The 21,272-nt window shown below is 61.0% G+C and carries 19 protein-coding genes and 2 riboswitches; of the genes, 7 read left to right on the forward strand and 12 right to left on the reverse strand.

Annotation, left to right across the window (positions count from 1 at the left end; translation table 11 throughout):
* Nucleotides 1–19: 19 nt before the first annotated feature.
* Genes JUI81_RS29590 through JUI81_RS29605 form a run of 4 tightly spaced genes read right to left on the reverse strand, consistent with a single transcriptional unit; the run spans nucleotide 20 to nucleotide 3,039 of the window.
* Nucleotides 20–811 carry an amino acid ABC transporter ATP-binding protein gene (locus JUI81_RS29590; RefSeq protein ID WP_019578494.1) on the reverse strand — a complete coding sequence of 264 codons (792 nt, stop codon included), beginning with the start codon at nucleotides 809–811 and terminating at the stop codon, nucleotides 20–22.
* Nucleotides 808–1,470, reverse strand: a complete 663-nt coding sequence (locus tag JUI81_RS29595) for an amino acid ABC transporter permease (protein WP_018927656.1) — start codon at nucleotides 1,468–1,470, stop codon at nucleotides 808–810. Before JUI81_RS29595 ends, JUI81_RS29590 begins: the two co-directional genes overlap by 4 nt.
* Nucleotides 1,471–1,478: 8 nt before the next feature.
* Nucleotides 1,479–2,141, reverse strand: a complete 663-nt coding sequence (locus JUI81_RS29600; protein ID WP_018927655.1) for an amino acid ABC transporter permease — start codon at nucleotides 2,139–2,141, stop codon at nucleotides 1,479–1,481.
* Nucleotides 2,142–2,193: 52 nt separating this feature from the next.
* The gene (locus JUI81_RS29605; RefSeq protein WP_204125549.1) at nucleotides 2,194–3,039 is read right to left on the reverse strand and encodes a transporter substrate-binding domain-containing protein; all 846 of its coding nucleotides are present in this window, start codon (nucleotides 3,037–3,039) and stop codon (nucleotides 2,194–2,196) included.
* Nucleotides 3,040–3,481: 442 nt separating this feature from the next.
* Between JUI81_RS29605 and JUI81_RS29610 the strand changes: the two genes are divergently transcribed.
* Nucleotides 3,482–3,895 carry a hypothetical protein gene (locus tag JUI81_RS29610; RefSeq protein ID WP_204125550.1) on the forward strand — a complete coding sequence of 138 codons (414 nt, stop codon included), beginning with the start codon at nucleotides 3,482–3,484 and terminating at the stop codon, nucleotides 3,893–3,895.
* A 58-nt stretch (nucleotides 3,896–3,953) separates the two neighbouring features.
* Complete coding sequence (locus tag JUI81_RS29615) at nucleotides 3,954–4,382, forward strand: co-chaperone YbbN (RefSeq protein WP_204125565.1); 429 nt, start codon at nucleotides 3,954–3,956, stop codon at nucleotides 4,380–4,382.
* Nucleotides 4,383–4,452: 70 nt separating this feature from the next.
* On the opposite strand, the gene JUI81_RS29620 is transcribed toward JUI81_RS29615, so the two are convergent.
* Entirely contained in the window at nucleotides 4,453–4,884 is a 432-nt protein-coding gene (locus JUI81_RS29620) for a MerR family transcriptional regulator (protein ID WP_050438319.1), read from the reverse strand.
* Between the two features lie 77 nt (nucleotides 4,885–4,961).
* Between JUI81_RS29620 and JUI81_RS29625 the strand changes: the two genes are divergently transcribed.
* Complete coding sequence (locus tag JUI81_RS29625) at nucleotides 4,962–6,185, forward strand: NADH:flavin oxidoreductase/NADH oxidase family protein (protein WP_204125551.1); 1,224 nt, start codon at nucleotides 4,962–4,964, stop codon at nucleotides 6,183–6,185.
* A gap of 186 nt (nucleotides 6,186–6,371) precedes the next feature.
* Here the strand turns inward: JUI81_RS29625 and JUI81_RS29630 are convergent, their stop codons facing one another.
* From JUI81_RS29630 to cobW, 5 genes are all read right to left on the reverse strand, one after another.
* Complete coding sequence (locus JUI81_RS29630) at nucleotides 6,372–8,018, reverse strand: phospholipase D-like domain-containing protein (protein ID WP_204125552.1); 1,647 nt, start codon at nucleotides 8,016–8,018, stop codon at nucleotides 6,372–6,374.
* Nucleotides 8,019–8,094: 76 nt separating this feature from the next.
* Nucleotides 8,095–8,640: a VWA domain-containing protein gene (locus JUI81_RS29635; protein WP_204125553.1), complete on the reverse strand. Its 546-nt coding sequence runs from the start codon at nucleotides 8,638–8,640 to the stop codon at nucleotides 8,095–8,097.
* Nucleotides 8,641–8,759: 119 nt separating this feature from the next.
* Nucleotides 8,760–9,767, reverse strand: coding sequence for an ATP-binding protein (locus JUI81_RS29640; RefSeq protein ID WP_204125554.1), 1,008 nt, complete (start codon nucleotides 9,765–9,767; stop codon nucleotides 8,760–8,762).
* 203 nt (nucleotides 9,768–9,970) lie between these two features.
* Nucleotides 9,971–13,879, reverse strand: a complete 3,909-nt coding sequence (gene cobN / locus JUI81_RS29645) for a cobaltochelatase subunit CobN (protein WP_204125555.1) — start codon at nucleotides 13,877–13,879, stop codon at nucleotides 9,971–9,973.
* Between the two features lie 3 nt (nucleotides 13,880–13,882).
* Nucleotides 13,883–14,950 carry a cobalamin biosynthesis protein CobW gene (gene cobW, locus JUI81_RS29650; protein ID WP_028940951.1) on the reverse strand — a complete coding sequence of 356 codons (1,068 nt, stop codon included), beginning with the start codon at nucleotides 14,948–14,950 and terminating at the stop codon, nucleotides 13,883–13,885.
* A gap of 101 nt (nucleotides 14,951–15,051) precedes the next feature.
* Nucleotides 15,052–15,267, reverse strand: a riboswitch (cobalamin riboswitch).
* Nucleotides 15,268–15,385: 118 nt separating this feature from the next.
* Nucleotides 15,386–15,614, forward strand: a riboswitch (cobalamin riboswitch).
* 121 nt (nucleotides 15,615–15,735) lie between these two features.
* Here cobW and JUI81_RS29655 point away from each other — a divergent pair.
* The 4 genes from JUI81_RS29655 (at nucleotide 15,736) to cobM (ending at nucleotide 17,894) form a co-directional block, all read left to right on the forward strand.
* A complete protein-coding gene (locus JUI81_RS29655; protein WP_018927647.1) occupies nucleotides 15,736–15,939 on the forward strand; it encodes a CbtB domain-containing protein in 204 nt (67 codons plus the stop codon).
* 11 nt (nucleotides 15,940–15,950) lie between these two features.
* Nucleotides 15,951–16,655, forward strand: coding sequence for a CbtA family protein (locus JUI81_RS29660; protein ID WP_019578482.1), 705 nt, complete (start codon nucleotides 15,951–15,953; stop codon nucleotides 16,653–16,655).
* Complete coding sequence (locus JUI81_RS29665) at nucleotides 16,652–17,065, forward strand: cobalamin biosynthesis protein (RefSeq protein WP_019578481.1); 414 nt, start codon at nucleotides 16,652–16,654, stop codon at nucleotides 17,063–17,065. Before JUI81_RS29660 ends, JUI81_RS29665 begins: the two co-directional genes overlap by 4 nt.
* An 82-nt stretch (nucleotides 17,066–17,147) precedes the next feature.
* Nucleotides 17,148–17,894, forward strand: a complete 747-nt coding sequence (gene cobM / locus JUI81_RS29670) for a precorrin-4 C(11)-methyltransferase (protein ID WP_007941756.1) — start codon at nucleotides 17,148–17,150, stop codon at nucleotides 17,892–17,894.
* A gap of 222 nt (nucleotides 17,895–18,116) precedes the next feature.
* Here the strand turns inward: cobM and nfuA are convergent, their stop codons facing one another.
* Nucleotides 18,117–18,701, reverse strand: a complete 585-nt coding sequence (gene nfuA / locus JUI81_RS29675) for a Fe-S biogenesis protein NfuA (RefSeq protein WP_007946504.1) — start codon at nucleotides 18,699–18,701, stop codon at nucleotides 18,117–18,119.
* A 217-nt stretch (nucleotides 18,702–18,918) separates the two neighbouring features.
* Nucleotides 18,919–21,204, reverse strand: a complete 2,286-nt coding sequence (locus tag JUI81_RS29680; protein ID WP_204125556.1) for a fatty acid cis/trans isomerase — start codon at nucleotides 21,202–21,204, stop codon at nucleotides 18,919–18,921.
* Between the last annotated feature and the right edge of the window lie 68 nt (nucleotides 21,205–21,272).

Raw genomic sequence — 21,272 nt, forward strand, 5'->3', positions numbered from 1 at the left:
CTGATTAAAAAGTGAAGGCTTAAAAGCGGGTGCTCTTGAGAAATTCCGCCAATCGCGGTGACTGCGGGCGTTCGAACAATTCCTTGGGCGGCCCCTGCTCTTCGATCCGCCCCTGATTCATGAACACGATCTTGTCCGAGACCTCGAAGGCAAAACGCATTTCGTGGGTCACCAGCAACATGGTCATGCCGTCCTCGGCCAGGCCCTTGATCACGTTCAGCACTTCGCCCACCAGTTCCGGATCGAGGGCCGAGGTGACTTCATCGAACAGCATCAAACTCGGGTTCATCGCAATCGCCCGGGCAATCGCCACGCGCTGTTGCTGGCCGCCGGACAACTGACCGGGGTAATGATCGCGGCGCTCCAGCAGGCCGACCCGCTCCAGCCATTTCTCCGCCAGCGCCACGGCTTCATCCTTGTGCAGTTTTTTCACCTTGAGCAACCCGAGGGTGACGTTCTGCAACGCGGTGAGGTGCGGGAACAGATTGAATTGCTGGAAAGCCATGCCGGTCATGGCGCGATGGCGGGCGATGACTTTTTCCGGGTGGCGCACGCGCTTGCCGTTCACCTCGTCATAGCCAATGGATTCACCGTCGAGCAGAATCTGCCCGCCCTGGAACTCTTCGAGCATATTCACGCAGCGCAGCAGCGTGGTCTTGCCCGAGCCGCTGGAGCCGATCAGCGTGACCACATTGCCGCGCTGCATGGTCAGGTCGACGCCCTTGAGCACTTCGAGCTGGCCGTATTGTTTGTGCAGGCCGCGGATGTCCAGCAGCGCCTGGTTCTGGGTCGAAACTTGTGCTTGTGTCATGGCAAGGCCACCCGCTTTTCAATGTGCCGGCCGAGTAATTCGATGGCGTAGTTGATGACGAAAAACAGCAATCCGGCGAACAGGTAGAACTCGAGGGTCATGAAGGTCCGGGCGATGATCTGTTGAGTGCTGAGCAGCAGCTCGGCGACGCCGATCACCGACAACAAGGTCGACGCCTTGACGATCTCGGTGGACGAGTTGACCCACGTCGGCAAAATCTGCCGCAATGCCTGGGGCAGCAACACATAACCCAGCGCCTGGTAAAACGTCAGGCCGATGGCCTTGCTCGCTTCCATCTGACCGCTGGGCAGCGCTTGCAACGCACCGCGCACGATCTCGGCGACATGGGAACCGCAAAACAGCGTCAGGCCCAAAGTGCCTGCCCCGAAGGCGCTGATTTGCCAGCCCAGTGCCGGCGCCATGTAGAAGCAGGCCAGTACCAATACAAACACCGGCGTGCCGCGAATGATGTCGACGTAGAACCGGAACGGCGCGCGCATCCAGAACGTGCCGTAAGTGAGTACCAGGCCGGCGACGATGCCGACCAGCGTGCCCAGCAAAATCGCCAGGCCCGAGCACTGCACACTGGTCAGGAAGCCCTGCCACAGGACATCCCGGGCCACCCATAACTCATGCAACCAACTGGGGGATTCGTACATGGGGCCTCCTATCGGCGAATCGCCAGACGCTGTTCGAGGTAACGCAGCATCATGGCAATGAGGTAACAGGCCGCAACATAGAGCGCTGTGGTCACCAGCCAGGTTTCAATCACCCGGTAGCTCTCGACATTGATCTTGCGCGCGTAATAGGTCAGCTCCGGCACGGCAATCGCCGCCGCCAGCGAGGTGTCCTTGAACAGCGAAATGAAGTTGTTCGACAGCGCCGGCAGCACATTGCGCAGCATCACCGGCACAGTGATGTACGCCTTGACCTGCCACTCGCCCAAGCCGATCGCCAACCCGGCTTCACGCAGCCCCTTGGGAATGCTCAACAGCCCCCCACGAAACACTTCGGTCAGGTACGCCCCGGCATACAGCGACAGGGTGATGATGAACGAGGGGATCTTGTCCAGACGAATCCCCAGGCTCGGCAACGCGAAGTAGATCAACAGAATCAACACCAGAATCGGCGTATTACGGATCACCGTCACATACACCGACGCCAGCCCTCGCAATGCGCGATGCTTCGATAGCAAAGCAAACGCCATCAGCAAGCCGATCACGCAGCCGATGGCGATCGACACCAGCGCCAGCTCAAGGCCCAGGCCGAGCCCCGCCAGCAAGGTGTCGAAGTCGCGCCACACGGCGGCAAAATTCAACTGATAGTTCATGGTCAGCAGTACCTTGAGCGGAGCGATTTATCACCGCCCCGCTCTCACGGGATCATTTGAATTCGACTGGGAAACCGATTGCAGGTGTAGGCAGGTCTACACCGAACCACTGCTTGAACGACGCCGCGTAAGTCGGGAATTCAACGCCGGTCATGCCTTCATGCAGGACGGTGTTGACGAAGTTCAGCCAGTCCTGATCGCCGCGTTTGACCGCACAGGCGTAGGTTTGCGGGCTCCAGGCGTAGGTCGGGCTGCGATAACGGCCAGGGTTCTGCACCATCAGGTATTTCACCGACGACTGATCGGTGGCCGCCGCGTCGGCCCGGCCGGAGTTCACTGCCTGATACATCAGATCCACGCTGTCGTACTGATCGACCTTGGCCTTGGGCAGCGCCTGATGCACCAGTTCTTCTGCGTACACGTTCTGCAGCACCGCCACGGTCACGCCGTCGGCGGCAGCCCTGAGGTCTTCGATTTCCTTGTACTTGCTGTTGGCCGGCAGCAACAGGCCAACACCTTCGCGGTAGTACGGCAGCGTGAACGCGACCTGTTGGGCCCGGCTGGCGGTCACGGTGATGAACTGGCAACTCATATCGACCTTGTCGGTCAGCAGGTTCGGAATCCGCGCATCGGACGACTGCACCACGAATTCGACCTTGCTCGGGTCGTTGAACAACCCTTTGGCCACCATCCGCGCGATATCGATATCAAATCCCTGCAACTTGCCGTCCGCTCCCTGGAAGTGCCACGGGGCATTGGTACTGCCCGTGCCCACGATCAATTTCCCACGGGCCAATACGCTGTCGAGTTTGCTGTCTGCCTGGGCGACACCCATGACAGCAGCCGAAGCCGCGAACAGGAAAACACACGCTTTAAACAAGGAAGGTCGGCGATGCATGGCAAGCACTCCAGGGCTGTGTTTATTCCGCTATACCGGAACTTGGTATGTAACAACGGAATAGACAGCAGAAAGTGTGCCACAGGATTGTTGGAAAATCCTGTTGCTTACTAAACGGTAATAAATTCAGAGAGATGGGAAATTTCCCAATGCAGACTTGCGCAGCAACAACGGGTCAATGAGCGCTACCAAGGGCTACAGGGTTGGGTAGCAAGGCAACATTCGAGTGCGCGAGAGTCCAAAAAGAAGCAATTCGACAGGCGCGCCCATGCTCAGGGATCGCCCGCACGATTTACCACCCATCGGATTAGAGCCCATACCTGTCAGATCTGACAGTTGTGGATCGCGGGTTGCGGGCGCTCAATCTGTGCAAGCCGTTCAAGCCTTCCATCATGCAACACTGGCCTGCGGACTTTTGACAAACACTTACAGGAGTTTCCACATGTCTGAACAATCCACAAAAGCTAATTTGGTGCGTAATGGTGATTTCACACAGGAGGGCAAGGACTGGACTTCTGATACGCCGGAGAAAGCCCGCTATGAAGACGGTTATTGTGCCTTGCAGTTACCAGGTCGGATCACTCAGAAGGTTACGCTCACCAACGGGGGCGAGTTTCGGTTTTCCGTAAAAATGAAAACGGAGCAGGGTTCTGCTTGCACAGCACAAGTTTTGCTATATCCCTCATGGCAAGTGCACAGCCTCAGTATCGGAGGTGGCACCCCCTGGACTGCAAAATCCGTAAATTTCACAGTACCTTCTGATACCACCGAAGTGACTATCAAGCTGCAAGCAAACGACGGTTCGTTCGGCACTTTTGGATCGTATTTCGATGACGTAAGGCTTGAGCAACGTTGAAGATAAAAGCTGGGGGGGCTTATTCAGGCCTTCGATAGTCTTCGAAAAAGAGATTTCAATGAGCTCGATATCCCCCCACCCACTGGATCCGGCCTACCGCAAAGCGCTCAACACCTGGCGCCCGGTGATTCTGTATTTCGGCAACCAACACTGTCCCGCCTGCGAAATGGCCGAGCCGGTTTTCCGTGAAGTTGCCGGGAAGTACAAAAATCACGCGTGCATCTATGTGCTGGATACGAGCAAGTCCCCTCGGCATCCGGAAGTCAAAGGCACACCCACTGTGCTCTTTTACAAGGAGGGGAAGCTGCTGACGAAGCTCAAGGGCATAGGGACCCCGGAAACCCTGGAAGAACATTTCAAAAAGCACATCGGCAAGCTCAAGCCCAAAAGAGTTGCCCGCAAACCTCGTCGCGACTTGCCGTGGTTACAGAAAACCCTCAGCACTTTATGCACTGCGCCAAGGGCACGGGAAATGTTGAGCCGGTAAGACACAGCCCCCCTGTAGGAGCGAGGCTTGCCCGCGAAGGAATGCACCGCTTTTTTTCAGGTACACCGCGTCATCGTTCTTCGCGGGCAAGCCTCGCTCCTACATTGAGCGATGCCAGCACCCGCTCGGCATTCGCACCGCACCCCATGCCCTCGGGCCGCGCCTGGATGCTCTCGATCACCTCCAGTAACCGCGCCTTGCTCTGGGCCAGGTGCAGTTGCATCTCCTCGATCTGCTCGACCTTGCGCTCAAGACCCGCCACCAGTTCGTCGTGCTTGAACTCACCCGTCGCGGCATCCGGCAACAGCAACTTCAGCTCTTCCAGGCTGAAACCGGCCTGTTGGGCGCACTGGATGATTTTCAGGGTTTGCAGTACTTGCGGCGGATAACGCCGATAGCCGTTGGTCTGACGTTCGACCTGACGAATCAACCCCTGGGCCTCGTAAAACCGAATGCGCGAAGCGTTCAACCCGCTCAGTTGCGCCAATTCACCAATCTTCATCACGGCCTCATTTGCACGCTTGACATTAAAGTTAACTTTAAGCCTAGCCTCCGCTCATCACTGATGAGGAGTCAAGTATGTCGCCCTTCCAAGCGTTGAATTTGCCCAACGGCCAGACCATCGGCAACCGCATCGCCAAAGCCGCGATGGAAGAGAACCTCGCCGATACCGGGCAGGCACCTTCCGGCGAGTTGTTTCGGTTGTATCAAGCCTGGGCTGACGGTGAGGCCGGGCTGTTGCTGACCGGCAATGTGATGATCGACCGCCGTGCCATGACCGGCCCCGGTGGCGTGGTGCTGGAAGACGAGCGACACCTGGACCGCTTTCGTCAGTGGGCAACCATCGGCCGGGCCAGTGGTGCGCAGTTCTGGATGCAACTCAATCATCCCGGGCGCCAGACCATGGCCAACCTCGGCCAGCAGGCCTTGGCCCCCTCGGCGGTAGCGCTGGACCTGGGCGGGTTTTCGAAGATGTTTGCCGAGCCCAAGCCCATGGGCGAGAACGACATTGCAGAAGTCATTCAACGCTTCGCCACCAGTGCCGCCCTGGCGGAAAAGGCCGGTTTCACCGGGGTGCAGATTCATGCCGCGCACGGGTATCTGCTCAGCCAGTTTCTATCGCCGTTGACCAATCGCCGCACCGACCGCTGGGGTGGTTCTCTGGAAAACCGTGCGCGTTTGCTGCTGGAAGTGCTCGGCGCTGTTCGCAAGTCGGTGTCGCCGCAGTTTTGCGTAGCGGTGAAGCTCAATTCCGCGGACTTCCAGCGCGGCGGTTTCGACGCCGATGACGCCCGGCAAGTGATCCAGTGGCTCAACGAGCAACAGATTGATTTGCTCGAGCTCTCAGGCGGCAGCTACGAAGCACCGGCCATGCAAGGCGAGGCTCGCGACGGTCGGACCCTGGCGCGAGAAGCGTACTTTCTGGAAATGGCCAGCGAACTGGCCGGTGTGGCGCACATGCCAGTGATGGTGACTGGGGGAATTCGTCGGCTGGCAATCGTCGAACAGGTGCTCAACAGCGGCATCGCCATGGCCGGTATCGGCACGGCACTGGCTATTGAACCGCAGCTGGTCAAACGCTGGCGCGAAGGCCAGAACAGCCACCCACGGCTGCCACCGATTCGCTGGAAACGCAAAGCCCTGGCGTCGCTGGCGAACATGGCCGTGGTGAAGTTTCAGCTCCATCGATTGAGTCGCGGACGCACACCCAGGCCGCAGGTTTCGGCGGTATGGGCATTGATCCTCGATCGGTTGTACATCGCCCGGCGTACCCGCCAGTACCGCCAGGCAATGGGCAAATAACCGAAGAAACCTGTGGGAGCCATTGTGGCGAGGGGGCTTGCCCCCGTTCGATTGCGAAGCGATCGTAAACCCAGTCACCGTCTTCGGATTCAAGATCGTAGCGACTGGTTTTAGGGGCGCTTCGCACCCCAACGGGGGCAAGCCCCCTCGCCACAAAGAATCTCCCAGAGGGAATCACCAGCGTGTTTATCGTCCGGAAAAACGTAGCCGCGATAACATCCGCAGGTCGCCCTCGCGGTAATAGTCATCGGTCCAGCTGTCATCCGCAGCCAACGGCCGGACCTGCTTGAGTTGCAGTTTCTTTGCGAAGTAGCGGAACCGGTAATGTTCGTAGAAGCGCAGCAGTTCCAACCCGTAGCGATCGGCCAGGTCGGTGTTGCCACGGATGATCAGATAGTTCTCGTCGTTGCCATTGCTGGCTGCGTCACTGAGGTTGTGGCTGCCGCTGATGATGGTTGGTGAATCGCTGGTGAAGTCGACGACGATGGCTTTGGTGTGCACCAGCAGGTTGCCCTTCTGGCCTTTCATGTTTTCCTTGAGCCAGCCTTCCAGGCCGGTGTTGAGCAGCGCGGTGGCAGCGAATTCGGCGGTGCGGTCGGCGTGGAAACCGGTGATGCTGCTGACCGTATTTTGCAGGCCGTAACGCAAGATGTCGTCGTGGGGTTGGCCGAGCAGCGCGTTGAGTATTTTGTCCGGCAAGGTAAATGCGGTGACAAACAGCAGGTCTTTTTTGGCGGCGTTGATGATCTTGATGAACTCACTCAAGTCGCCCTCGCCCGAGCGCGGTGAAAAACCGGCGAACAGCAGCTGGTCAGGCTGCATCGGATTATGTTCCGTGAGCCAGTCCCGCGTGGCGCCGACGTCCGTCGGTGTGGCCCAGACCTGCTCGAAGGTTTGCAGGTAAGTGGCGCCGATCCGAGCGTCGTCCAGCACATGCACGACGTTGGCCTGACGGTAGACGCCGTTGGCAGTGAAGTTGGTACTGCCGCAGAGTACCGCTTCGGGCTGATGCTGCCCCGCCGCATCGAGCCGGCTCAGGACCATGAACTTGTCGTGAAAGATATTGTGGGTGACTCGCCCGCGTTTGTTCGCCGCCGGGATTTTTTCCAGGCTGGCTTCGTTCAGCGCCGTGGTGTCTTCGCCAGGTTGGGCGTGGTACAGGACCCGAACCTTTACGCCACGCTCGAAGGCGGCGTTCACCGCATCGACGATCGCCTGCAACTGGTATTCATAGATCGCGATGTCCAGCGCCCACTGGCCATCCACGGCACGTTCGATAAACCCGAGCAGGCGTGCGAGCAGACCATTTTCCAGCCATTGCCGCGGCGCATCGGGCCATTCTTCGATAGGCAGTGTCTTGTTGACGCTGAGCAGCGCATCGAGGTCGGCGAATTTGCGCTGGAACGCCTGACTGGCAGCCACTGCCCGGTTGAATATCACGTTCTGCCCCTTGGGCAGGCCATTGTCCGTGGTGACCGTCACTTCCAGGCTTTCACCCAACTGTGGCGCATCGGCAGTGCCATAAGCCAGGTGAACCCGATAATGGATCGTCACACCCGGATTGACCGCGTAATCGGCCCAGCGAAATTTCTGCAAAGGCGCGGCATCGCTGGGGGTGGCGTGAAACTGAGGGAACGTATGATCCTTGCCGGGGAAGGTCAGGCTGTTGAACAGAAACAACCAGGGTTTGTCACCTTGCTGTTTTTCGATGGCAAACCCCAACAGGCCTTTGCGGCGGGGTTCGGCCAGGTCGATGGCCAGCAGCACACCGTTGGTGCCAGCGTAGGCTTTGACGCGGAAATCGTCCTGATCGTTGCGGGCTAGAACGCGCATGGGTCACTCCTGTGATGGGTTTGCTTACAGAGCATAGGGCAGCGATGCGATGGGGCCAGCACTGTCAGCACAAAACTCAACCTAAAATCAGCTCATCGATATGTCGATAATCAACCTGTAACTGCGCTGCCAACACCTTTGCCCGCCCGAGCCGAATCGGCCCGCGCTCGATGTCGATCAGCAACCCCGGACAATCCAGCTCCGGCAATGTCGACCATTCCTTCAACCGTCCATCCGTCACTAGCAACAGCCGCTGCTGTTCGGCCGGAAAACGCTTTTGCCGTGCCACCAGCCAGTGCCCCGCCTCGCCCAGCGCCGCCAGCATCGGCGTCCCGCCGCCGGCGCCCAATCCCTCGAGCCAATCGCGTAAGCCCGCAGAGGCTTTCAACCCCTGCACCTGCCACTTCGGCAAGTGACCGCTGGCGGTCAGCAAAGCCAGACGTGCGCGCTGTCGATAGGCATCGTCGAACAGTTGCGCCAGCAAGCCCTTGGCATCGCTCAACGCCTGATGGCGCCGGGTCGAGGCCGAGGCATCGACGATCACCAGCCACAGTTCATGCGGGGTGCGGGTCCGCAGATGGAACAGTAGGTCATCGCGTTGACGCGGTCGGCCGTTGAGCAAGGTGCCGGGCCAATTGACCGATCCGCTACGGGCGGCGTGACGCTTGCCCTGTTTACCGTGATCCAGCCGGCCTGCGCGGGGTCTGGCATTCGCCCCCGCGTCTGATCGAGGGCGAATGCCTAGGGCTTTTTTGGCCAGCTCGGCACTTCACGTCGAGCACCGACCGGCAGCGCCTGGGCGGGCATTTCGCCCCACTGGCCCTGACCTTCGTTCGGGTTGGGGGTTTGCGCAGGGGATTGCTGTGGCGCTTGGGAATGTTGCGGCGCAGAGGTCGAATGCTCCCGACGACGATGACGCAAGGCAAATTCGGCGACCGCGTCGATATCTTCTTCGGCAATGGCGTTCGCACCGCGCCAGGCCGCATGTGCCCGCGCCGCACGCAACCAGACCAGATCGGCCCGCAAACCGTCGACGCCGGCAGCAAAGCAGCGCTCGGTGATCTGCGCCAGTGCGGCATCGTCGAGCGGGATACTCACCAGGGCCGCACGCGCCTTCTGGCAACGTTCGCGCAGGGCGTGTTGCTGACTTTCCCACTCGGCGCAGAAGCCTTGCGGATCGCTGTCGAAATCCAGTCGACGACGGATGATCTGGCCGCGCTCGGTGGGTGCGGTATGGCCGCTGAGGGCGACGTTCAGACCAAAGCGGTCGAGCAGTTGCGGACGCAGTTCGCCCTCTTCCGGGTTCATGGTGCCGATCAGCACAAACTTCGCCGAATGCCGATGGGAAATCCCGTCGCGCTCGATCAGGTTGGTGCCGCTGGCGGCCACGTCGAGCAGCAGGTCCACGAGGTGATCGGGCAGCAAGTTCACCTCATCGACGTAGAGCACGCCGCCGTCGGCCTTGGCCAATACACCCGGAGAAAACTGTGCGCGCCCTTCGCTCAAGGCCGCGTCGAGATCGAGGGTGCCGACCAGCCGTTCTTCAGTGGCGCCCAGGGGCAAGGTGACGAATTGACCACTGGCCAGCAGGTCCGCCAGGCCTCGGGCCAGGGTCGACTTGGCCATGCCGCGCGGGCCTTCGATCAGCACGCCACCAATTTTCGGGTCGATGGTGGTCAGGTACAGGGCGAGCTTCAAGTCATCGGCGCCGACCACGGCGGAGAGCGGGAAATGGGGGGTGTCGGTCATGTCGGGTCTCGCTTGTGGTCAGAGATTACATTGTGGCGAGGGGGCTTGTCGGAACGCCGCATCGCCCCGTTCGGCTGCGAAGCAGTCGTAAAACCGGACAACTCGGTGTAAACAGAGGTAAAAGCGGGGGCCGCTTCGCGACCCAACGGGGGCAAGCCCCCTCGCCACAGCCCCCTTCGCCACAAATTTCCTTTGCTCACCGGCTAACTGTCTTCTTCTATATCCAGCAACAAATTCTCCAGCGCCTCGCGGTATTCACCCGGTTCCTGCCACATCCCCCGTTGCTGCGCTTCGAGCAGGCGCTCGGTCATGTCGCGCAAGGCGTGGGGATTGTGTTCGCGAACAAACTCCCGGGTCGCCGGATCAAGCAAATAGGCGTCCGCCAGCAACGCATACTGGTGATCGTCGATCAGCTGCGTGGTGGCGTCGAACGCAAACAGGTTATCGACCGTCGCCGCCAGTTCGAACGCGCCTTTATAGCCATGACGCTTGATCCCGTCGATCCATTTCGGATTGGCCGCCCGGGAACGGATCACCCGGTTCAGCTCTTCCTTCAATGTACGGATCTTCGGCAAGTCCGGCTGACTGTGGTCGCCGTGATAACTCGCCGCCGCTGCACCGCTGAGGCTTTCGACGGCCGCCAGCATGCCGCCCTGGAACTGGTAATAGTCGTTGGAATCGAGCAAGTCGTGCTCGCGGTTGTCCTGGTTTTGCAGCACGGCCTGCACCTGGCTCAGACGCTGGGCGAACTGCTCGCGGGCGGCGGTGCCTTCATCGGAGCCGCCGTAAGCGTAGCCGCCCCAGTTCAGGTAAACCTCGGCCAGGTCTTCGCGGCTTTGCCACAAACGACCGTCGATGGCGCCCTGCACGCCGGCACCGTAAGCACCCGGTTTGGCCCCGAAGATCCGCCAGCCGGCCTGTCGCCTGGCCGCCTCTTCATCCAGACCGGACTTCAGCAGCGCTTCGCGCTCGGCACGAACCTTGGCCGCCAACGGATTGAGATCGTCCGGTTCATCCAGCGCGGCGACCGCTTGCACGGCGGCGTCGAACAGCCGGATCAGGTTGGCAAAGGCATCACGGAAGAATCCGGAGACGCGCAAGGTCACGTCCACCCGCGGCCGGTCCAGCAGGCTCAACGGCAGAATCTCAAAGTCATCGACCCGCTGGCTGCCCGTCGCCCACACCGGCCGCACACCCATCAAGGCCATGGCCTGGGCAATGTCGTCGCCGCCGGTGCGCATGGTCGCGGTGCCCCAGACCGACAGGCCGAGCTGACGCAAGTGATCGCCGTGATCCTGCAAATGCCGCTCGAGAATCAGGTTCGCGGATTGAAAGCCGATGCGCCACGCCGTGGTGGTCGGCAGGTTGCGCACGTCCACCGAATAGAAATTGCGCCCGGTGGGCAACACGTCCAGCCGTCCACGACTGGGCGCACCACTCGGCCCGGCCGGGACGAATCGACCGCTGAGGGCGTCCAGCAGGCCGCGCATTTCCGCCGGGCCGCAGGCGTCCAGGCGTGGCGCAACCACCTCGCACAAACTGTCGATGATCGCGCTCACGTCGGACCAATCTGCCTCCTGTGGGAGCGGGTCTAGGTGGTGAGGGGCCTTGTGGCGAGGGGGCTTGCCCCCGTTGGACTGCGCAGCAGTCCCGTTTTTTGGGGCCGCTTCGCGACCCAACGGGGGCAAGCCCCCTCGCCACAAAGGCTCGCTCCCACACGGGCCAGGCTCGGCATTCAACGTCCGCGAGATTAGTTGCGCAGCGAACAGTTCCAGACGCTCACGGGTATCCCCCGCCGTGCGCCACAGCTCATCACTGACCGCCTGCAAGGCATCCGGCCGAGAACCGTTCCAAGGATCAGCCAACACGCAATCCAGTGGATCGAAGCCCAATTCGAACGCCTTGGCCAGCGCCCGCAGTACGCTCGATTGCGCGCCACGACCGTCGCCACGGGGAATGCGCAGCAAGGCCAATAAAGTGTCGATGCGCAATCGCCCGGTCGGCGACTCGCCAAACACGTGCAGGCCATCGCGAATCTGCGATTCCTTCAAGTCACACAGGTAGGTGTCCAGGCGCGGCAACCAGATCGCCGCGTCGGCATCGCTGTCGAGCTTCTCGTCCAGTTGCAGTTCGCGATCAATGTGCGTGTCGCGCACCAGTTGCAGAATATCGCGCTGCAGTTCCCGGGCACGGCGCGGATCGAGCAACTGCGCTTCGTAATATTCGTCGGCGAGCAATTCGAGATTACGCAGCGGGCCGTAGGTTTCGGCGCGGGTCAGCGGCGGCATCAGATGATCGATGATCACCGCTTGCGTACGACGCTTGGCCTGGGCGCCCTCGCCCGGGTCGTTGACGATAAACGGATAGATGTTCGGCAGCGGTCCAAGCAGCGCGTCGGGCCAGCAGTTTTCCGACAGCCCGACGCCCTTGCCCGGCAGCCATTCGAGGTTGCCGTGCTTGCCGACGTGGATCACGCCGTGGGCCCCGTAGGTGTTGCGCAACCAGAAGTAAAACGCCAGATAACCGTGGGGCGGCACCAGGTCCGGGTCGTGATAGACCGCGCTCGGGTCAACCTGATAACCCCGCGCGGGTTGAATGCCGACGAAGGTCAGGCCGAAGCGCAACCCGGCAATCATCATTCGCCCGCCACGGAACATCGGATCGTTTTCAGGCGAGCCCCAACGTTGCAACACCGCCTCGCGGTTGGCTTCGGGCAGCGCGTTGAACATCAAAAAGTAATCGTCCAGCGCCAGGCTTTGCTGACACGGGCGTTGATCGATAGTGTCCAGGACATTGCTGACGCCACCGAGCAGTTGCTGGATCAGCGCGGTGCCGCTGTCCGGCAACTCGGCCGGCAACGGATAACCTTCTTGATGCAGCGCACGCAGGATATTCAGCGCCGCGGCGGGTGTGTCGAGACCGACGCCATTGCCGATGCGTCCATCGCGAGTCGGGTAGTTGGCGAGGATCAGGGCAATGCGTTTTTCACCGTTGGGCACTCGCGCCAGATCGATCCAGCGCCGTGCCAGTTCAGCGACAAAATCCATCCGTTCCGGTTGTGGTCGATAGCAAACCACATCGGACTGACTGCGCTCGCTGCGCCACGCCAGATCCTTGAAGCTGATCGGCCGACTGATGATTCGCCCGTCCAGCTCCGGTAGCGCGATGTGCATCGCCAAGTCACGGGGACCGAGGCCTTGCTCGCTGGCACGCCAACCGGGCTCGTTGTCCTGGGCGCAGATTGCCTGAATCACCGGGATGTTGCGACGAAACGGCCGCAGGTGCGGCGCTTCAGGGCTGGACTGGGCGAAACCGGTGGTGTTCAGAATCACCCCCGCCTCGACTTCATCCAGCCAGTCCTCGACCACCGCCAGGCAGCCGGGCTCTTTCAAACTGGCCAGCGCAATTGGCAACGGGTTGAGCCCCGCCGCCTGCAAGCGCTGGCAGAAAATATCGATGAACCCGGTGTTCGCCGCCTGCAAGTGCGAGCGGTAAAACAGCACCGCCGCCACCGGCTGATCGGCCTGCCAGTCGGCTTGCCAATCCTGAAGGTGCGCGGGGCTTTTTTGCGGGTGGTAGATCGCGGTGCGTGGCAGGGTTTGCGGCTCGGACCATGGATAATCGCGACCCAGCCAGCGACTGGCGAGGCAGCGAAACAAGTCGAGCGCATTGGCCATGCCGCCCTGACGCAGGAAGTGCCAGAGCCGGTCGCGGTCTTCGGGAGTTACGGTGCTCAGGTCGCTGAGTTCCGGGTCCGGACGATCGTCGCCCGGCACCAGAATCAACTGCACACCGCGCTGGGACAATTCCACCAGACGCTCGATGCCGTAACGCCAATAGGCGATACCGCCATGCAGCGAGATCAGAATCACCTTGGCGTGGCGCAGCACTTCGTCGACATAAAGATCGACCGAGGCGTGATTCTGCACCTGCATCGGGTTGGCCAGGCGCAGGCTCGGGTAATCGTCGGGCAGCTGCTGCGCCGCCTCGGCGAGCAACGCCAGACTGGAATCGCCGCTGCACAGGATCACCAGCTCGGCGGGGGTTTGTCCAAGGTCGGCAATGTTGTCATCCGACACGAAACCGCCGGGCTGGGTCCTGAGCAGGTGCATGGGTTAAACGCTGAGCGCAGCGCGCAATTGCGCTTCGAGTTGAACGGCGTCCAGCGCCTGACCGATCAACACCAGACGGGTGGTGCGCGCTTCCTCGGCGCCCCACTGACGGTCAAAGTGCTTGTCGAAACGCGTGCCCACGCCCTGAATCAGCAGGCGCATCGGCTTGTTCGGCACCGCCGCGAAACCCTTGACCCGCAGAATGCCGTGCTGCACCACCAGTTGCGTCAGCGCGTCCATCAGCAGGCTTTCGTCGGCTTGTGGCAGCTCGATCGAGATGGAGTCGAACGCGTCATGGTCGTGATCGTGGTCGTCTTCATCTTCGTGGTGGTGATCGTGATGGCTGTGGCGGCTGTCGATGTGTTCTTCGGAACCGGCACCAAGGCCGATCAGCACGTCCAGTGGCAGGCGACCGCTGCTGGCTTCGATGACTTTCACCGCCGGCGGCAGCTCTTCGGCGACTTCCAGGCGCACGCGGGCCAGGTCTGCGGCGCTGATCAGGTCGGCCTTGTTGAGGATCACCAGGTCGGCGCTGGCCAGTTGGTCGGCGAACAGTTCGTGCAGTGGCGATTCGTGGTCCAGGTTCGGGTCGAGTTTGCGCTGGGCATCCACTTGATCCGGGAATGCAGCGAAAGTGCCGGCAGCGACGGCCGGGCTGTCGACCACGGTGATCACCGCGTCAACGGTGCAGGCGCTGCGGATTTCCGGCCACTGGAAGGCTTGAACCAAAGGCTTTGGCAGGGCCAGGCCCGAAGTTTCGATGAGGATGTGGTCGAGGTCGCCGCGACGCGCTACGAGTTCGCGCATCACCGGGAAGAATTCTTCCTGGACGGTGCAGCACAGGCAGCCGTTGGCCAGTTCGTAGACGCGGCCGCTGGCCTCTTCTTCGGTGCAGCCGATTGAGCACTGCTTGAGGATCTCGCCGTCGATGCCCAGCTCGCCGAACTCGTTGACGATCACCGCGATGCGACGGCCCTGGGCGTTGTCGAGCATGTGCCGCAGCAAGGTGGTTTTGCCCGAGCCGAGGAAGCCGGTAACGATGGTGACGGGGAGTTTGGCCAGTGTTTTCATCGGATGCCCTTTGGCAAGGTGGCGGGCATACGGGACGACAACCGGCAACGCGGGCGCGCGTGCCTGAAGAGTTCGCCACCGGATCACCCCGCCCGGTTGAAAGTGAGAATCTGTGTCGAGGCAGGTCTCCTGGCTGACGGTGTGCCCGGCGGGTCAGCCTGGCATTCGCTGCGCCTTCCCGCGAGCCCGTTGCACAGGGTTTGCAGTGGCGTGGCAGCGAACATCACCGTTCACAGTTGCGGGGGCAGCCGCGGCATCGACCGCGTTCCCTTCTTAGCTTCGACAGACGCCGAAGAACCTCGAAAGCGCAAGGCTACGCATCGTGTGGGGGCGGGTCAATCACTGCGCACGCCACCCGCACTTACAAAGAGCCAATCATTTTGGTATCCAAGTGAGAACCCCTGCCAATTGACTCCCCGCCCTCGCCCATGCTCTCCTACACGCCTTGTTACGGGTGCCCTTCACAGGGTGAAACGGGAAACCGGTGAATCATGTGCTTTACTCTAAAGCCATGTCAGTCCGGTGCTGCCCCCGCAACGGTAAGCGAGTGAAGCGTCAGATCCACTGTGCCGGTCATACGGCATGGGAAGGTGATGCTTGCAGGTTCAGGCGCAAGCCCAGCCCCTCGCGAGCCCGGAGACCGGCCCGCAACACAAAGTGACTTTTACGTTCACTGAATAACAAACCCGCGGTGGGCGGGCGCTGTTCGAAATCTCTGCGAGCCCTTGGCGTGCGGAGGTTTTCATGCGCTCTATTCACCCGCTGACAGACCAGAGGGAAGCGCCATGACGATCATCAGCAGCACCGCCAGCAACACCGACAAGAGCATCGCCAGCACCACCACGACCCTGACTCAACGCCTGACCGCCGCCGTGTGTGCGTCGATCCTTGGCGCCAGCCTTGTGTATTTCGCCGGTTTCTCGCACATCGAAGCGGTGCACAACGCCGCGCACGATACCCGTCACAGCTCCGCCTTTCCGTGCCATTGAGACCTGCTGAGATGATCAAGCGTATTGCGCAAACCGCAGGTTTCACCGGGCTGCTGGCTGCCCTGCTATTGACCCTGCTGCAAAGCTTCTGGGTCTCCCCGCTGATTTTGCAGGCCGAGACCTACGAAAAATCCGAGCCGGCCGCTGTTGAAATCCACGAGCACGCGGCGGGCGCAGTCGCTCATACCCACGATGCCGAAGCCTGGGAACCGGAAGACGGCTGGCAGCGCGTGCTGTCCACTACCGGCGGCAACCTGGTGGTAGCCGTCGGTTTCGCCCTGATGCTCGCCGGCCTTTACACCCTGCGCGCACCGACCAAAACCTCTCAGGGCCTGCTCTGGGGCCTGGCCGGTTATGCGACGTTCGTGCTGGCTCCGACTCTCGGCCTGCCGCCTGAGCTGCCGGGCACTGCCGCGGCTGATCTGGCGCAACGGCAAATCTGGTGGATCGGCACTGCCGCGTCCACGGCCGTCGGCATCGCGTTGATCGTGTTCAGCCGTCACTGGCTGATGAAAACTCTCGGCGTGGCGATCCTGGCCGTGCCGCATGTGATTGGCGCACCACAACCGGAAGTCCATTCAATGCTGGCGCCGGAAGCCCTGGAAGCGCAATTCAAAATCGCTTCGCAGCTGACCAACGTGGCGTTCTGGCTGGCCCTGGGCCTGATCAGCGCCTGGTTGTTCCGCCGCAAAAGCGATGGCCATTACAGCGCATGACTGACGTCAGCTCCGCGCCGACCCTGGTGGTCGGCCTGGGCTGCCAGCGCGGCTGCCCCGTCAGCACGCTGCGGGCGCTGCTCGATCAGGCGTTACAGGCCCATCAAATCGGGCTCAGTGAGATCAAGGCCTTGGCCAGCATTGACCTGAAGCGCGAAGAACCTGGCCTGATCCAACTGGCCGAACAGCTGGCATTACCATTGATGTACTTCAGCAGCGAACAGTTGGCGGCTTATCAAGCGCAACTGAGCCACCACTCGGACATCGCGTTTGAACGCACCGGTTGCTACGGCGTGGCGGAAAGCGCTGCGTTGGCCCTGGCCGAACAATTGGCCCAGGCACCGGCAAAGTTACTGATTCCACGACAAAAATACGCCCAGGCCACCCTGGCATTGGCCAGCGCCGCGTAAAATCCCCGATAATCCCTGCCCTCGATCATGAGCATTCTTCATCTGAAGCATGCCCAGCACCTATTTCTGACAGGAAACGACGATGACCGTCTACTTCATTGGCGCCGGCCCCGGCGACCCGGAACTGATCACCGTCAAAGGCCAGCGGCTGATTCGTAGCTGCCCGGTCATCATCTATGCCGGCTCCCTGGTCCCCGCCGCCGTTCTGGAAGGCCACCGGGCCGAACAGGTGGTCAACAGCGCTGAACTGCATCTGGAACAGATCGTCGAGCTGATCAAGACCGCCCACGCTAACGGCCAGGACGTGGCCCGGGTGCATTCCGGCGACCCGAGCCTGTACGGCGCGATCGGCGAGCAGATTCGCTACTTGCGTGAACTCGACATCCCTTTCGAAATCATTCCCGGCGTCACCGCCACCGCCGCCTGCGCGGCCCTTTTGGGTGCCGAACTGACCCTGCCGGACGTGTCACAGAGCGTGATTCTGACCCGCTATGCCGACAAAACCGCGATGCCCGCTGGTGAAGAACTGGGCAGTCTGGCGCAGCACGGGGCGACCATGGCGATCCATCTGGGGGTCAATCATCTGGAAAAGATCCTTGCCGAATTGCTACCGCACTACGGCGCCGACTGCCCGATCGCGGTGATCCACCGGGCGACCTGGCCGGATCAGGATTGGGTGGTGGGAACGCTTGAAGACATTGCGCAGAAGGTACAAGCCAAGGGCTTTCGCCGAACGGCGCTGATTCTGGTGGGTCGGGTGCTGGGCAGCGATCACTTCAGTGAGTCGTCGCTGTATCGCGCGGGGCATGCGCATTTGTACAGACCTTAAGCCAAACACACCCTGTGGCGAGGGGGCTTGTCGGAACGCCGCATCGCCCCGTTCGGCTGCGAAGCAATCGTAAGACCAGACAACTCGGTGTTTCCGAATAATGCAGGGGGCCGCTTCGCGACCCAACGGGGGCAAGCCCCCTCGCCACAGCCACAGGTTACCGACCCCCCATAAAAAAACGGCACTCACGGGTGCCGTTTTTTCGTTTCTGCAGCGAACGCCTTAGTAGTAGGCGTTTTCTTTCTGCGTGTGGTCAGTCACGTCACGTACACCCTTGAGCTCGGGAATGCGCTCGAGCAAGGTGCGCTCGATGCCTTCCTTCAGGGTGACGTCTGCCTGGCCGCAGCCCTGGCAACCGCCGCCGAACTTCAGCACGGCGATGCCGTCTTCGACCACATCGATCAGGCTGACCTGACCGCCGTGGCTGGCCAGCCCCGGGTTGATCTCGGTTTGCAGGTAGTAGTTGATGCGCTCGTTGACCGGGCTGTCGGCGTTGACCATCGGGACTTTGGCGTTTGGCGCCTTGATGGTCAGTTGGCCGCCCATGCGGTCGGTGGCGTAGTCGACTACCGCATCGTCCAGAAACGCTTCGCTGAACGAGTCGATATAGGCGGTGAAGCTTTTGAGCCCCAGCGCTGTATCTTCAGGTTTTTCTTCGCCCGGCTTGCAGTAGGCAATGCAGGTTTCGGCGTACTGGGTGCCAGGCTGGGTGATAAAGACGCGGATGCCGATACCCGGGGTGTTCTGCTTGGAGAGCAGATCGGCCAGGTAATCATGGGCGGCGTCGGTAATGGTAATAGCGGTCATGGAAACTCCTCGCAGGCTTGGACGCAGTTTACGCCAATCGACGCGCCGCACAAAGTCCTAGTATTTTTGTCGGGAACTGTGGCGAGGGGGCTTGCCCCCGTTGGGTTGCGCAGCAGCCCCAAAATCTCTGACATACCGAAGATCTTGTGAGTGCTGCGCACTCAAGCGGGGGCAAGCCCCCTCGCCACAGTCGCTCCCACACCGGGTTGCAGGCATTTCAGAGATTCTCGTAGCGATTCATGTCCAGCACGCCCTCTTCCACCGGGTCGGTGTCGTGGATGTACCGGCTCAGATCATGGAAATACTGCCAGAACTGCGGATGACTGCGGCGTATGCCCCAGCGTTCGACGATTTTCTCGAAGCTGGCGGCGTCTTTGGCGTTTTCCATCTCGTCGACAAACGCCGGCACTTGCCCGGCCGGAATGTTGAACATGAAGTTCGGGTAGCTGCTCAGAACACCCGGATAGATCGTCAACGTGTCGAGCCCCGGCTGATAACGCAGCGACTCCCCGAGCAGGAACGCCACGTTGCTGTGGGCGCGGTTGCGCAACAGGCTGTAGACCTCGCGCTTGCCGCTTGGGGCCTCGATGCGCAACATCGTGGCTTCCGGCAACTGATCGATGACTTTCAAACCGGCGGCCGGGCGCGACGTCAGACGACTCAGGGCCTGTTCGGCGTTCTGCAACGCCGGATCAATATTCGGCCGCGAGCAGTAAGCGCCGTCGCAGCGGTTGATCGGATCGGGCCTGGCATTGAGCTCGCCGTAACGGGTCAGCAACTGCTGGACGAAGTCACGTTTCGGGTCCTTTTCGTCCAGATTCAGCGCCGTCGGCTTGTCGTTGTCGATGTCCTCGTAATCCAGCCACATCTTGAACTTGCCGCTGTTCTGGTACCAATCGTCGAGGTAGCCGTCGCGGGAGTCGGCCGGCATCAGGCGCAGGAAGTTCTGCTCGGCGCCATTGCGGATCAGGTCGAAGTACAGCCGGGTTTGAGCCTGATGGGACACGTTACCGAACACATCGAAGTTGACCGCCAACTGGTAATACGTGCGTTCCAGCAACGGGTAATCGAACAGCCACATCGTCTGCGGCACATCGCCGATCAGGCCCTTGGTCACCGAGGCGCTGTCGAAATGCCGAAAGATACTCAGTAGTGCGTTGTCATTGCCGGCCCACAGGGTCGACCAGCTCGGCGCCGGCAAGTCGGCATAGCTGTCCCGGCGCAGGGCCTCATATTCGTTACGCTTATTGCGGTAGTCGTGCCACAGGCTCAGGACGCTGCCGACGTCATCGTTCTGCCCCGGCATCGCCAGCAACGGCGTAGCCTGGCCGCGATATTTCGGATCGGTGATGTAAAGGTCATGTTCCGGGGCCTGGAACAGTGCCCAGAAGTTGTCGCGAATCACGTCGGTGGCGATCTGACCACGGCAGACCGGACCGCGAATAAAGGTGCGCACGAAGTATTCGGCGTTATCGAGCATGAACTGGTAACGCGCCTGGGCCGGGATCGCTTCGAACGTGGCAAACGGATTGGCCCGCCGCTCCGGCCCGTAGCCCGGTAACGCGTGGACCTGCCAGTTACCGTTGTAAAACAGGCTCTTGATCCGCGCCATCTTGGCCGCGCTCAGCGGGTAGGTGATGTGGGTTTTGTGCACGATCACGCCTTGCACCGGCCACAGACGGTAATAGACCTGAGTGCCTGGATCGTCATTCGGACGGCGCGTATTGATCAAGTCGATGGGCTGGCCCGTCGGCGTGCGCGAACGTACCCACTGAAAGAAATGCCCCGGCTCGCCGTCCTTGAAATAGATATGGGCCAAGAACCAGTGCTCGAACAACCAGCGCCCGACCAGGCTCTCCCGGGCGCCCGGCGCATTCAGCAGGTTTTCCCACTGCACCACTTCCAAGGCTTCCCTGGCGCTGGGCACCAAGCCCTGCTGATCGATCGGCGCGCCGGAGGCCAGCCAGCGCTGCAGCGTCTGGTATTGCTGATCGGTAAGACCGGTGACCGCTAGCGGCATGCCCTCCTTCGGATGAGAGCTGGCGTAACCCTCGAACTCCGCCGGCATGGCGCACAGCGTTTCCCGGTTCAGGCCCAGGACGATCTCTTCCGGCAATTTGGCGTTGGGTTGTAACGGCATTCTATGGCCTAGTTCAAGCATGCGCGCCATCAGCGCCGCCTGACTGCCTTGGGCGTCGAGCACCGAATAGAAGCCCTTTTGCTGCCAGGCACGCTTGCCGAAGGCGTCATAAAACAACCGGGTCGGCGCGGCTGCCTTGCTACGTTCGCCGTCATAGACTGGCGCCTTCGTCGCACCTCGGGACGCCCCTTCGCCACTGCCCAGATTGAGCTGACAGGCGGAGTCGTAGCAGGCATGGCAGGCCACGCACTTTTCGGTGAAGATCGGTTGAATGTCGCGAACGTAGGAAATATCCGGACCTTGCGCAGCGGCGCCCCCGCTTAAAAACAGCATCAATAGGCTGGTGACGACGCGATACGACATATCCCTGGTCCTGATCATGAGAAAACGCCGCGATTCTACCGGTCTGGCTTGCGCACCAACATGAACGA

The sequence above is a fragment of the Pseudomonas sp. 008 genome, from assembly GCF_016861935.1.
GTDB lineage: Bacteria > Pseudomonadota > Gammaproteobacteria > Pseudomonadales > Pseudomonadaceae > Aquipseudomonas.

Excerpts from the sequence above, each read along its gene's own strand:
- JUI81_RS29590 (WP_019578494.1), bottom strand. The coding sequence starts at position 811 with ATGACACAAGCACAAGTTTCGACCCAGAACCAGGCGCTGCTGGACATC.
- JUI81_RS29595 (WP_018927656.1), bottom strand. The coding sequence starts at position 1,470 with ATGTACGAATCCCCCAGTTGGTTGCATGAGTTATGGGTGGCCCGGGAT.
- JUI81_RS29600 (WP_018927655.1), bottom strand. The coding sequence starts at position 2,141 with ATGAACTATCAGTTGAATTTTGCCGCCGTGTGGCGCGACTTCGACACC.
- JUI81_RS29605 (WP_204125549.1), bottom strand. The coding sequence starts at position 3,039 with ATGCATCGCCGACCTTCCTTGTTTAAAGCGTGTGTTTTCCTGTTCGCG.
- JUI81_RS29610 (WP_204125550.1), top strand. The coding sequence starts at position 3,482 with ATGTCTGAACAATCCACAAAAGCTAATTTGGTGCGTAATGGTGATTTC.
- JUI81_RS29615 (WP_204125565.1), top strand. The coding sequence starts at position 3,954 with ATGAGCTCGATATCCCCCCACCCACTGGATCCGGCCTACCGCAAAGCG.
- JUI81_RS29620 (WP_050438319.1), bottom strand. The coding sequence starts at position 4,884 with ATGAAGATTGGTGAATTGGCGCAACTGAGCGGGTTGAACGCTTCGCGC.
- JUI81_RS29625 (WP_204125551.1), top strand. The coding sequence starts at position 4,962 with ATGTCGCCCTTCCAAGCGTTGAATTTGCCCAACGGCCAGACCATCGGC.
- JUI81_RS29630 (WP_204125552.1), bottom strand. The coding sequence starts at position 8,018 with ATGCGCGTTCTAGCCCGCAACGATCAGGACGATTTCCGCGTCAAAGCC.
- JUI81_RS29640 (WP_204125554.1), bottom strand. The coding sequence starts at position 9,767 with ATGACCGACACCCCCCATTTCCCGCTCTCCGCCGTGGTCGGCGCCGAT.
- cobN (WP_204125555.1), bottom strand. The coding sequence starts at position 13,879 with ATGCACCTGCTCAGGACCCAGCCCGGCGGTTTCGTGTCGGATGACAAC.
- cobW (WP_028940951.1), bottom strand. The coding sequence starts at position 14,950 with ATGAAAACACTGGCCAAACTCCCCGTCACCATCGTTACCGGCTTCCTC.
- JUI81_RS29655 (WP_018927647.1), top strand. The coding sequence starts at position 15,736 with ATGACGATCATCAGCAGCACCGCCAGCAACACCGACAAGAGCATCGCC.
- JUI81_RS29660 (WP_019578482.1), top strand. The coding sequence starts at position 15,951 with ATGATCAAGCGTATTGCGCAAACCGCAGGTTTCACCGGGCTGCTGGCT.
- JUI81_RS29665 (WP_019578481.1), top strand. The coding sequence starts at position 16,652 with ATGACTGACGTCAGCTCCGCGCCGACCCTGGTGGTCGGCCTGGGCTGC.
- cobM (WP_007941756.1), top strand. The coding sequence starts at position 17,148 with ATGACCGTCTACTTCATTGGCGCCGGCCCCGGCGACCCGGAACTGATC.
- nfuA (WP_007946504.1), bottom strand. The coding sequence starts at position 18,701 with ATGACCGCTATTACCATTACCGACGCCGCCCATGATTACCTGGCCGAT.
- JUI81_RS29680 (WP_204125556.1), bottom strand. The coding sequence starts at position 21,204 with ATGTCGTATCGCGTCGTCACCAGCCTATTGATGCTGTTTTTAAGCGGG.